Source organism: Pseudomonas sp. GL-RE-26, assembly GCF_019956275.1.
Taxonomy (GTDB): domain Bacteria; phylum Pseudomonadota; class Gammaproteobacteria; order Pseudomonadales; family Pseudomonadaceae; genus Aquipseudomonas; species Aquipseudomonas grandcourensis.
The window spans coordinates 420,414-432,198 of the sequence record NZ_JAHBDI010000011.1; the positions used below are offsets into that span (position 1 = coordinate 420,414).

At 60.4% G+C, this 11,785-nt stretch carries 12 protein-coding genes; 4 read left to right on the top strand and 8 right to left on the bottom strand.

Annotation, left to right across the window (positions count from 1 at the left end; genetic code table 11):
• Positions 1-286: 286 nt before the first annotated feature.
• Entirely contained in the window at positions 287-1,483 is a 1,197-nt protein-coding gene (locus KGB07_RS09480) for a class I SAM-dependent rRNA methyltransferase (protein ID WP_046039197.1), read from the bottom strand.
• 153 nt (positions 1,484-1,636) lie between these two features.
• Between KGB07_RS09480 and KGB07_RS09485 the strand changes: the two genes are divergently transcribed.
• Both KGB07_RS09485 and mutM read left to right on the top strand, forming a co-directional pair.
• On the top strand, positions 1,637-2,506 hold the full coding sequence (locus KGB07_RS09485) for an HDOD domain-containing protein (RefSeq protein ID WP_046039199.1): 870 nt from the start codon (positions 1,637-1,639) through the stop codon (positions 2,504-2,506).
• A gap of 42 nt (positions 2,507-2,548) precedes the next feature.
• Positions 2,549-3,361 (top strand): bifunctional DNA-formamidopyrimidine glycosylase/DNA-(apurinic or apyrimidinic site) lyase, encoded by an 813-nt coding sequence (gene mutM / locus KGB07_RS09490; protein WP_223465255.1) that lies wholly within the window; start codon positions 2,549-2,551, stop codon positions 3,359-3,361.
• Positions 3,362-3,454: 93 nt separating this feature from the next.
• Here the strand turns inward: mutM and KGB07_RS09495 are convergent, their stop codons facing one another.
• From KGB07_RS09495 to KGB07_RS09515, 5 genes are all read right to left on the bottom strand, one after another.
• Positions 3,455-3,706: a YfhL family 4Fe-4S dicluster ferredoxin gene (locus KGB07_RS09495; protein WP_095057374.1), complete on the bottom strand. Its 252-nt coding sequence runs from the start codon at positions 3,704-3,706 to the stop codon at positions 3,455-3,457.
• A gap of 158 nt (positions 3,707-3,864) precedes the next feature.
• Positions 3,865-4,344: a pantetheine-phosphate adenylyltransferase gene (coaD, locus tag KGB07_RS09500; protein ID WP_046039203.1), complete on the bottom strand. Its 480-nt coding sequence runs from the start codon at positions 4,342-4,344 to the stop codon at positions 3,865-3,867.
• 115 nt (positions 4,345-4,459) lie between these two features.
• Positions 4,460-6,055, bottom strand: a complete 1,596-nt coding sequence (locus KGB07_RS09505) for a GMC family oxidoreductase (protein WP_223465256.1) — start codon at positions 6,053-6,055, stop codon at positions 4,460-4,462.
• Between the two features lie 78 nt (positions 6,056-6,133).
• Entirely contained in the window at positions 6,134-6,679 is a 546-nt protein-coding gene (locus KGB07_RS09510; protein WP_223465258.1) for a twin-arginine translocation pathway signal protein, read from the bottom strand.
• 28 nt (positions 6,680-6,707) lie between these two features.
• Positions 6,708-8,138, bottom strand: a complete 1,431-nt coding sequence (locus KGB07_RS09515; protein WP_223465259.1) for a coniferyl aldehyde dehydrogenase — start codon at positions 8,136-8,138, stop codon at positions 6,708-6,710.
• A gap of 145 nt (positions 8,139-8,283) precedes the next feature.
• Between KGB07_RS09515 and KGB07_RS09520 the strand changes: the two genes are divergently transcribed.
• Together KGB07_RS09520 and KGB07_RS09525 are read left to right on the top strand one after the other, a co-directional pair.
• Positions 8,284-8,955, top strand: a complete 672-nt coding sequence (locus KGB07_RS09520) for a TetR/AcrR family transcriptional regulator (protein WP_046039211.1) — start codon at positions 8,284-8,286, stop codon at positions 8,953-8,955.
• A gap of 32 nt (positions 8,956-8,987) precedes the next feature.
• Positions 8,988-9,842 (top strand): sulfurtransferase, encoded by an 855-nt coding sequence (locus tag KGB07_RS09525; protein ID WP_046039212.1) that lies wholly within the window; start codon positions 8,988-8,990, stop codon positions 9,840-9,842.
• A gap of 69 nt (positions 9,843-9,911) precedes the next feature.
• On the opposite strand, the gene KGB07_RS09530 is transcribed toward KGB07_RS09525, so the two are convergent.
• Positions 9,912-10,751 carry an AraC family transcriptional regulator gene (locus KGB07_RS09530; RefSeq protein ID WP_046039213.1) on the bottom strand — a complete coding sequence of 280 codons (840 nt, stop codon included), beginning with the start codon at positions 10,749-10,751 and terminating at the stop codon, positions 9,912-9,914.
• Between the two features lie 3 nt (positions 10,752-10,754).
• Entirely contained in the window at positions 10,755-11,774 is a 1,020-nt protein-coding gene (locus KGB07_RS09535; protein WP_411741530.1) for a hydrolase, read from the bottom strand.
• Positions 11,775-11,785: the final 11 nt, after the last annotated feature.

The window sequence follows — 11,785 nt, forward strand, 5'->3', positions numbered from 1 at the left end:
GCTAGATTTTTCTAAAGTTGAACTTTCTTCATGATTCAATCTCCAGTAAAGGTTTTGATATCCACCACTCAAGTATTCAAGTGGTAAGCTGGATGATAGGTCTGGATGGATTGAGGTCAAGCGAAATGGTGTAGGGCGTTTCTCGAAGTGAAGTAGTCCTGTTCCGATAACTTTTACGTGATCGGTAAATGCTTAATAAGGCTGAGGTTTTTGTATTGGTTTCGGATGGCTAGTTGATCGTCCGAACTATTGAAGTGCGGACGATCAATATAAGTGCTGTCAGCAATTAGCTATTCGGCAACAACCGGCAAGTAATGCTCTTGATATACCGCGTCTCGGCAATCGCCGGATGCACCGGATGATCCGGACCCTGACCGCCACGTTCCAGAATCTGGATATTACGGTCCAGGTGGCGGGCGCTGGTCAGCAGGATGTTTTGCAGGTCGTCTTCTGGCAAGTGCATCGAGCACGATGCGCTGACCAGGATGCCGTCCTTGGTAAGCAGGCGCATGGCTTGCTCGTTCAGGCGGCGGTAGGCGCCTTCGCCGTTCTTCATGTCTTTCTTGCGCTTGATGAACGCCGGCGGGTCGGCCACGATTACGTCGAAGCGTTCTTCGCTGGCTTTCAGCTCTTTGAGGGCTTCGAACACGTCGCCTTCGATGCAGGTCATTTTCTCGGCGAAGCCGTTCAGTGCGGCGTTGCGCTCGACACCGTCGAGGGCGAAGGCCGAAGCGTCGACACAGAACACTTCACTGGCGCCGAACGCGGCAGCCTGCACGCCCCAGCCGCCGATGTAGCTGTAGAGGTCGAGCACGCGCTTGCCCTTGGCATAGGGTGCCAGGCGTGCGCGGTTCATGCGGTGGTCGTAGAACCAGCCGGTTTTCTGACCCTGGATGACCGGGGCTTCGAATTTCACGCCGTTCTCTTCCAGTGCAACCCACTCCGGCACCAGGCCGAAAACGGTTTCGACGTAACGGGTGAGGCCTTCGGCGTCACGGGCGGCGGAGTCATTCTTGAACAGAATGCCGCTTGGCTTGAGCACTTGGGTCAGCGCCGCGATCACGTCGTCTTTATGGGCTTCCATGGTCGCCGAAGCGATCTGCACCACCAGGATGTCGCCGAAACGGTCGACCACCAGGCCTGGCAGCAGGTCGGAGTCGCCGTAGACCAGGCGATAGAACGGCTTGTCGAACAGCCGATCGCGCAGGGACAGGGCCACGTTCAGGCGGTGTACCAGCAGCGACTTGTCCAGCGGCAACTTGATGTCACGCGACAGTACACGGGCGCAGATCAGGTTGTTCGGGCTCATGGCAACGATGCCCAGCGGCTTGCCGCCGGCGGCTTCGAGGATCGCCTGGTCGCCGGCCTTGAAACCGTGCAAAGGTGTAGCGGCTACATCGATTTCGTTGCTGTAGACCCACAAGTGACCGTTGCGCAGACGACGGTCGGCGTTGGCTTTGAGGCGCAGGCTAGGCAGGGACATGTCGTCGCTCCGGAAAAAAGAGCGGGAGTATAGCGTGTTGGGACCCCGGATTGGCCTGCAAGTGGACATGTGGCGAGTGTTGTCATGCGATTTGGTATGTCGGATCCAACTTCATAAAGGTTAGAATCACCGTCTGACCCAGAGTGTGCACAAATGTCCCAAGAGCTGACTTCCGAACAGATCCAACAAGCCCTGCAGGGCATCAGCGTACCGGCCCAGCCGCAAATCATGGTGGATTTGCAGATGGAGCAGTACATGCCCGACCCGGATCTGGAAGTCATTGCCAAACTGATTTCCCAGGATCCGGGACTTTCCGGTTCCCTGCTGAAGATCGTCAATTCGCCGTATTACGGGCTGAGCAACAAGATTGCTTCGATCCAGCGCGCGGTGAATCTGCTGGGCAGCCGCTCGATCATCAACCTGATCAATGCACAGTCGATCAAGGGTGAGATGAACGACGACACCATTGTCACCCTGAACCGTTTCTGGGACACCGCTCAGGACGTGGCGATGACCTGCCTGACCCTGGCCAAGCGCATCGGCGTTGAAAATGGCGATGAAGCGTATGCCCTGGGCCTGTTCCATGACTGCGGCGTGCCCTTGATGCTCCAGCGTTTCCCCGACTACATGGGCGTTCTGGAGCAGGCTTATGCCAACGCCAGCGCCGAATACCGGGTGGTGGATACGGAGAATCAGGTGTTCAATACCAATCACTCGGTGGTCGGGTATTACACGGCCAAGTCCTGGCGCCTGCCGGAACACGTGAGCGCGGCGATCGCCAATCATCACAATGCCCTGGCGATATTCAGCGATGAATCTTCGCGCAACAGTTCGTTGAAGAACCTGTTGGCGATCCTGAAAATGGCCGAGCACATTTGCGCGTCGTACCGGGTGCTGGGCAATCAGACCGACGATCACGAGTGGAACAGCATCGCACCGCTGGTGCTCGATTATGTCGGCCTCTCGGACTACGACTTCGAGACCCTCAAGCAGACGATCCGCGACCTCGGCACTCATCGCTGAGTGTCGGAAACTTCCAGGCCATGCACCTGAGCCGAGAGCACCATGCCTGAATTGCCAGAAGTCGAAACCACCCGTCGCGGCATCGCGCCGTACCTGGAAGGCCAGCGGGTCAGCCGGGTGATCGTGCGTGAGCGGCGCTTGCGCTGGCCTATTCCCGAAGACCTCGATGTGCGGTTGTCCGGGCAGCACATCGTATTGGTGGAGCGGCGCGCCAAGTACCTGCTGATCAATGCCGAAGTCGGCACCTTGATCAGCCATTTGGGCATGTCAGGCAATTTGCGGCTGGTGGAGGCCGGGCTGCCGGCGGCCAAGCATGAGCATGTGGACATCGAGCTGGAATCGGGCCTGGCCCTGCGCTACACCGACCCGCGGCGCTTTGGCGCAATGCTCTGGAGCCTTGACCCACTCAATCACGAATTACTGATCCGCCTGGGTCCTGAGCCGCTGACCGACCTGTTCGACGGCGAACGCCTGTTCCAGCAGTCCCGTAGCCGTTCGATGGCGGTCAAGCCGTTCATCATGGATAACGCGGTGGTGGTGGGTGTGGGCAATATCTATGCGACCGAAGCGTTGTTCGCCGCCGGGATCGATCCGCGTCGCGAAGCCAAGGGCATTTCCCGTGCGCGTTACTTGAAGTTGGCCATCGAGATCAAGCGCATCCTGGCGGCCGCCATCGAGCGCGGCGGTACCACGTTGCGGGACTTTGTCGGTGGAGACGGTCAGCCTGGTTATTTCCAGCAGGAACTGTTCGTGTACGGCCGTGGCGGTGAACACTGCAAGGTCTGTGGCACGGGGCTGCGGGAAGTGAAGCTGGGGCAGCGCGCCAGCGTTTTTTGCCCGCGTTGTCAGAGCTGATACGTCAAGCAAGATCAAAAGATCGCAGCCTTCGGCAGCTCCAGGGTTTTGTGTACACCCGGAGCTGCCGAAGGCTGCGATCTTTTAAGCTAATCAAACTTTGCCGGTAATCTTCCGGTACTTCTCCATCAACTGCTCTTCAGTCTCCGGATGAGCTTCGTCCAGTGGAATGCAATCCACCGGGCAGACCTGCTGGCACTGCGGTTCGTCGTAGTGGCCGACACACTGAGTGCATAGGTTCGGGTCGATCACGTAGATCTCTTCGCCTTGGGAAATGGCGGCGTTCGGGCACTCGGGTTCGCAGACGTCGCAGTTGATGCAATCGTCGGTGATGATCAGGGACATGCTAACTCCAGCCGGGGCGGCAAGCCCGGGCGCAATAAACCAATGCACACAATTGTGCCGCATTGGCGCCCGCAGTGCACGCGGGCGCGATCAAGTGCAGAGAGGTGCAGAGAGGTGCAGGCTACGAAAGCTGAAAAGATCGCAGCCTGCGGCAGCTCCTACTTCTTGAAGCGTTCGGTCAGTGCGTCCGCCACTACAGGGTGCACGAACTTGGTGATATCGCCGCCCAGGGCTGCGATTTCACGGACCAGCGTCGAGGAAATGAACGAATAACGCTCGGACGGTGTAAGGAACAGGCTTTCCACATCCGGCGCCAGCTGACGGTTCATGTTGGCCAGCTGGAACTCGTATTCGAAGTCCGACACCGCGCGCAATCCACGCAGGAATACGTTGGCGTTCTTCTCTTTGGCGAAGTGCGCCAACAGCGTCGAGAAGCCGACGACTTCAACGTTCGGCAGATGTTTAGTGACCTCGCGCGCCAGTTCTACCCGTTGTTCCAGAGGAAACAGCGGGTTTTTCTTCGGGCTCGCGGCGACGGCGATGATCACGTGATCGAACAGGCGCGAGGCGCGTTCGACCAGATCGCCATGGCCCTTGGTAATAGGGTCGAAGGTACCTGGGTACAACACTCGGTTCATCGCGTCGTCCTGGCGGGAATCCGTTGGGGAGTCGGATGGTATCGCAGCCTTCCCGGTCGGCCAAGTCGCCTGTTGGGTAAGAAAGCACTATAGACGATAGGAATAATCGTCATTTTCATGGGTTTTTTAAACGTTCGGCCAAGGATGTCGCCAGTTGCGCCGTCAGCCCGTAGACCGACAGCTGCGGATTGGCACCAATGCTGGTGGGGAACAGCGAGCCGTCGTGAATCGACAGATTGCCCAGTTGATGATGCCTGCCGAGGCTGTCGGTCACCGCGATTGTCGGGTCTTCACCCATGGCGCAACCGCCCATCACATGGGCACTGCCCAGGCGTGTGCGATACAACTCCAGGCTCAGGCCGTCGATCAGCGTGCGGGCTTCGGCGAGGGTCTTCACGTAGCGGGCGTCGGCGTGCATCGGCATCACGGCCTTGGCGCCACCGGCGAACTGGATCTCGGCCATGGTATGGAACGCCCGGCGCAACCCATCCCAGGCGTAGGGTGATAGCTGGTAATCCAGCACCGGCGTGTCATCGCTGCGCAGTTCGACGCTGCCACCGGGGCTGTCCGGGTGAAAACCGTCCCGCAGCAACGCCAGCATGGCGTGGGTATGGGCCAGATTGGCCATGTGCTGCGAGTTTTCCTGACCGAAACCTCCGAGCAATGTCGTGGCCAGTGCCGGGTGCAGGGGCGGGACTTCCAGTTTGTAGGACATCTTGCCCGTAGTGCCGTCCTGCCATTGGAAATGGTCGGAATAGATCGACTGCGGCGCGCCGTAGAAGGGGTTGACCACTTCGTCGAACAGCGCGGCAGACATGTTCACCGGGTGCAGGAACGTGCGTTTGCCCAGGCGCTTGTGCGGGTCGGGCGCCCCGGAGCGCATCAGCAAGGCCGGGCTGTTGATGCCGCCACCGGCCAGCACGAAATGCCGCGCCTTGACCGTTATGGTTCGCCCGGTCGGTGCGACGCAGCGTTCGTCCATCGCCGAACATTGCAGGCCCGTGACCTTGTCGCCGCTGATCGTGAGTTTTTCGGCGCGGGCCAGGTAAAGCAGTTCGCCGCCTTTTTCCAGTGTCGCTGGAATGGTGGTGACCATCATCGATTGCTTGGCGTTGGTCGGGCAACCCATGCCGCAGTAGCCGAGGTTCCAGCAGCCGCGAACGTTGCGCGGGATGACGTGCCATGAGTAATTCAGTGCTTCGCAGCCCTTGCGGATCACATCATTGTTGGCGTTGGGTGGCACCATCCACGGCGCCACACCCAGGCGTTGCTCCATTTTCTCGAACCACGGCGCCATTTCCGCCGGGCTGTGGCCCTTGACGTTGTGCTCTTTGGCCCAGTGTTCCAGGGTCGGCTCCGGGGTGCGGAAACTGGAGGTCCAGTTGATCAGCGTGGTGCCGCCCACCGCCCGGCCCTGGAGGATGGTGATTGCGCCGTCCTTGCTCATGCGGCCGATGCCTTCCTGATAAAGGCTGGCGTAGGCCTGGTCTTCCAGCAGCTTGAAGTCGCTGCTGGTCTTGAGTGGGCCTTCCTCGATCAGCAGTACCTTGTAGCCAACCGCGCTGAGGATTTCGGCGGTGGTGCCGCCGCCGGCACCGCTGCCGATGATCGCCACGTCCGCTTCGAGTGTCAGGTCCTGGGTCAGTTGCGAGCCGTTGTAGGTTTTCCAGCCTCGGGCCATGCCTTCGCGGAACGGATCGGGTACGGGCATCTTCGGGTTCTCTTTTTATTATTGAGGTACACGTTCAAGTGTGGGAGCGAGCCTGCTCGCGATAGGGGCGACTCGGTCTCAGACCGTAGGCGGCCCGGGATACCCGCAATGCGCCCACGATTCCTTGCGGCCGTACCAGGCCATCATCACCAGTTGCAGCAAGGAACTGTGACCCATGCGCAACAGGCTCAACGAGCTGTTTTCCCAGCGATCGAGAAAGGCTCGGATGTCGTTGGCGCTGGCGTTTTCCCAGCTGCCCCAGATCCCGGTCAGCGGTCCGCGGGTCACGGCCATGCCCAGCACATCGAACAGTTGCTGGGTCAGCTTGAGCATTTCCGGCGACAGGTGGGCGAGGTTGTAATCCAGGCTTTTCAGCGTGCCCTCGACAGCCTCGGGCATCCGTTCGGTGTTCACGGCACCCTCAAGCATGACCGGAATCAACGCCCGTAAAAACAACAGGTCGCCACTGCGTAGAGTGATGAAACCATTGGCCGGGACGCTCGACGAGCAGCCGCTGAGGCTGGCTCCGAGCCCGGCGGTGGCGAGGAAAGCTGTGGCGCCGAGGCTGAATTTAAGCAGCCCGCGCCGTGACAGCGCGGGTGTATCGGACAGGCTGGGGTTCATTATTGTTATTACCCGACGGTGATGATCGTTAGCGGATGAACAGCTTCTGGATCAGCTTCTGAATCGACTTGCCGTACGGCGGATAGATCAACTTCGCGGCATTAAACCGTTGTTTGATCAGCACGCCTTTGGCCTTGCTGAAGGTCAGGAACCCTTCATGGCCGTGGTAGTGGCCCATGCCCGAGGCACCAATGCCGCCAAACGGCATGTCGTCCTGGGCGACGTGCAGCAGTGTGTCGTTCAGGCACACGCCGCCGGAATGGGTTTCGTGCAGCACGCGCTGTTGTTCGCGCTTGTCGTAGCCGAAGTAATACAGCGCCAGTGGGCGAGGGCGCTGGTTGATGTAGGCAAATGCCTGGTCCAGATCCTTGTACGGCACGATCGGCAGCAACGGCCCGAAGATTTCGTCCTGCATCACCGTCATCTCGTCCGTGACGTTGAGCAGCAGGCTATGGCTCATGCGACGCCCCTGGCCTTGGTCGAACAGCGGCATCAGCAGCGCACCCTTGCTGGTGGCGTCGCTAACGTAACCGTTGAGGCGCGCCAGTTGTCGCTCATTGATGATCGCGGTGTAGTCCGGGTTGTCGGCCAGCGTCGGATAAAACCCACGGACGGCTGTGCGATAGGCTTCGACGAAACCTCCGACGCGATCCTCCGGCACTAGCACATAGTCCGGTGCCACGCAGGTCTGGCCGGCATTCAGGATCTTGCCGAAGGCGATGCGCTCGGCGGCGTCCTTGAGCGGCACATCCCGGGAAACGATGGCTGGGGACTTGCCGCCCAGTTCCAGGGTCACCGGTGTCAGGTTTTCCGCGGCGGCGCGCATCACGTGTTTGCCGATGCTGGTGGCGCCGGTGAACAGCAGGTGATCGAACGGCAGGCGTGAAAACGCCACGCCCATATCCGCCTCGCCCAGAACCACGCAAACCAGGTCTTCGGGGAAGATTCGCGCCAGCAGTTGCTTCATCAGCAGGCCGGTCGCAGGGGTCGACTCACTGAGCTTGAGCATCACCCGATTGCCCGCCGACAGTGCGCCGACCAACGGTCCGATGGCCAGGTACAACGGGTAGTTCCACGGCACGATGACCCCGACCACGCCCAGCGGTTGGTAAACCACTTTGGCCGAAGCCGGTTGGAAGGCTGCGCCCACCTTGCGTCGCGAGGCTCGCATCCAGCCCTTTAGATGTTTGCTGGCGTAATGGATGCCGTGCAGGCTGGGCATCAACTCCGCGAGCAGGGTTTCATCGGCGCTGCGATTACTGAAGTCCTGGCTGATCGCATCGATCAGGGCCTGGCGCTCATTGTTCAACAAATCCTTTAGCGCCTTGAGCCATTGCTGGCGCTGCGCGGCCGGTGGCATCGGGTTGGCGGCGTAGGCGGCACGCTGGGCGTCGAACAGGGCCTGAAGCTCTTCCAGCGGCTGCTGTAGGTTCTGCAGGTAGGAAATTTCAGCAGTCATGGTCGGCTCCGGATTTATTGTAATGAAGCACTTTTTAGAGTCTATGCTCTAAAAAGTCAAATGACATCCTGGAACAGCTTTGTTTTATCCGCTCGCGGATAGATCTAAGATGCCCGTCAACGCACTCTGAATTAAAGCTCAAGCCATGGCCCCACGGATCAAAACCAGCGAGCGCATCGTGCAGAACAGCCTGGAGCTGTTCAACCAGCAGGGCGAGCGCAGCATCAGTACCAACCACATTGCTGCCCACATGGAAATTTCCCCGGGCAACCTGTACTACCACTTCCCGAACAAGCAGGCGATCATCGCCGTGTTGTTCAGCGAGTACGAAAGCCTGGTGGACAGCTTCCTGCGCCCGCCCCAGGGACGCGCCGCCACGGTGGAAGACAAACGTTTCTACCTCAAGGAACTGCTGTCGGCGATGTGGCGCTACCGGTTTCTGCATCGCGACCTCGAACATTTGCTCGACAGCGATCCGGACCTGGCCGACCGCTATCGACGCTTCTCCCAGCGCTGCCTGATCCAGGGTTCGGCGATCTACGAAGGTTTCGTCGCCGCCGGTATCCTGAAGATGGACAAGGTGCAGATCGAGTCCCTGACGCTCAATGCCTGGATCATCCTCACGTCCTGGGTACGTTTCCTGTGCACCACGCGAGAGAACTCCAGCCACTTGAGCGAGCAGGCCATTAAACGCGGGGTGTATCAGGTGCTGGTGCTGGAAGCCGGGTTTGTCACGGATGAGGCCCGCGATGCGGTCAGCGCCTTGTTCGACGAGTTTTACGTGCCCCTCGCCCAGGCACTGGAAGAAGTACAGTAGGATCAAGGCCGAGTTAATCACAGGAGCCCGCTATGCCCATTGCGCAACTGATCAGCCCGCAAGCACTGGACCTGAAAAAGGACCAGCCGGGGCTGGTGATTCTGGATTGTCGTTTTGCCCTCGAAGACCCGGATTACGGCCAGCGCAGCTATGCCGAAGGGCACATCGCCGGTTCGAGCTATGCCGACCTCGAGCGTGATCTGAGTGGCGCGGTGGTCAAGGGCGTGACCGGGCGTCATCCGTTACCCGAGCCGGCGCAACTGATCGAGCGCCTGCAAGCCTGGGGCATCAACGCCGATAGCGAAGTGGTTCTGTATGACGACGGTCCGGGGGCCTATGCGGCGCGGGCCTGGTGGTTGCTGGCATGGTTGGGCAAGCGCGACGGTGTATTCATCCTCGATGGCGGTCTCAAGGCCTGGCACGCGGCCGGTTTGCCGCTGAGCCTGGATGCGCCGGCGATTACCCGTGGCTCCTTCACCGGCAGTCCTGACTTGGCGTTGCTGATCGATGCCGAGCAGTTGCAAAAGCGCCTCGCGCGGCCGGAACTGACCCTGCTCGATGCCCGTGCATTGCCGCGTTTCAAGGGTGAAGTGGAACCGATCGATCCGATCGCCGGGCACATTCCCGGTGCCCAGTGTGCGGCGTTTACCGACAACCTGGGCAGTGACGGGCGTTTTCTGCCGGCCGATCAGCTCAAGCAGCGTTTCGCCGCGAAACTGGGCGATCGCTCGCCGAATGATCTGGTGGCGTACTGCGGTTCCGGCGTGACGGCGTGCCACAACCTGTTTGCGTTGTGTCTGGCCGGTTATCCGTTGGGTTCGTTGTATGCCGGGTCGTGGAGCGAATGGATCAACGAGCCTGCGCGGGGCATCGCCACCGGCGAATAAACACCACAAAACCCTGTGGGAGCGAGCTTGCTCGCTCCCACAGGGATGGATGGTGTTTTTGAGACCTGGTTAAACCTCAAGTCCCCGTTTTGCACTGCGATACGCCCCCGGTCCAACTCCATACACCTGCTTGAACTGCCGGCTCAGATGGCTCTGGTCGGCAAACCCCAGTTGCATCGCGACTTCCAGCGGCAAACAACCACGTTGCAGCAACGCCCGCGCCTGGGCGATGCGTTGTTGCATCAGCCAGGTGTGCGGCGGCATGCCGGTGGCCCGGCGGAACACCCGGGCGAAATGGAATGGCGAGAGATTGACCGCCGCCGCCAGCGCCTCCAGCGAGGGTGGTGCTGCCAATTGTGCGTGCAGCAATTCCTTGGCCAGGCTCACGGCCCGGTGTTCCTTGCCGGGTTTGCCGGCATCGGGCACCGCCGCATGACGCTGCAACAGCGACAGCACCAGTTCGCGCCAGACCGTTTGTTGCTGCAATGCGGTGGCGGGGCTTTCCAGCAAGCGGTGGAGTTGGCAGAAGCCGTTCACAAGATCCTGGTCGCGATACAGCGTGGCACCGAAGGCCGGCAAGTGATGGGTCGGCAGTTCGAGTTCAGCCAGCAGGGAGGTCATCTGCTCGCTGTCCGGATAGAACGCCCGGTACAGCCAGCCATCCTCGGTGCCTTTATGGCCGGTGTGCAATTCATCGGGATTGATCAGCACCAGCGTGCCGCTGCCCGCCAGGTGTTCGGCACCGCGATAGCGATAACGCTGGGCGCCGGCCATGATCATGCCGATCACATAGCCGTCATGCACATGAGGGGCGAAACGATGATCGATGTAGCGTGCGGACAATAGCTCGACCCCGGCCAGCGGCGGGGTTTGCCAGAAGTGAATTGACTCGCCTTGGTCAGCATCCATGATTCAAGTGCGCCCTGAGGCGGCCAGCCACTCGGGGATGCGCCGCTCCAGGTAGTAGCCAGGTTGCGTGAGCGTACCGTCGACGAAGCCGACATGCCCGCCCTTGGCTTGCAGTTCGAATTGCGTGCAAGGGGACAACTCATCGACGTGCGGCAGGCTGTGGGGAAACACGAAGGGGTCGTCGGCGGCCTGAATCATCAAGGTCGGCGTACGGATTTCGCCGAGGAAATAGCGGCTGGAGGCGCGGCGATAGTAATCCTCTGCATCGGCGAAACCGTGCAGTGGCGCGGTGACGCGACCGTCGAAATCCCAGAACGTGCGCATGTTTTCCAGTGATCCGAGGGCCGCCAGGGCTGCCAGGCCCTCCTCGCGTCCGTCGTGCTGGAACTGTCGTTGTTTGTTCTTGATATAGGCAACCATCTCGCGCATGAAATGCGCCTGGTAAACCTTGGAGAAGCCTTGGCCGATGCGGTCGGCGCACTGGTCCAGGCGGAACGGCACCGACACCGCCACGGCGCCCATCACACCGCTGTCGCTGCCGGTTTCGCCCAAATGCTTGAGCAGGACATTACCGCCCAGGGAGTAACCCACCGCATACAGTGGCGCGAGAGGTCGTTTGGCTCGCAAGTGCCTGATGGTTTCGGCCAGGTCTTCGCTGGCGCCGGAATGGTAGCTGCGCGGCAACAGGTTGGGTTCGCCCGAACAGCCGCGCCAGTTCAGCGCGACGCTGGCCCAGCCTCGGTCACCCAGGGCTTTTTGCATGCCGGCAACGTAAGGCGAATTCGACGAACCGGTGAGCCCGTGCAACACCAGTACCAAGGGGGCGCCGGCGCTGTGCGGGCCATGCCAGTCGAGGTCGAGAAAATCGCCGTCTTCAAGCCAAAGACGTTCGCGTTCGCGGCCGATGTGCACGGTTTTACGCCACAACGGCCCCCACAAGGTTTGCAAGTGCGGATTGCCGAGGCCGAAGGCGGGGGTAAAGGGCGGCGGTGAGGCCAGTGCGGGGTGCGATTGCACAGTCATTCTCGGTGGAA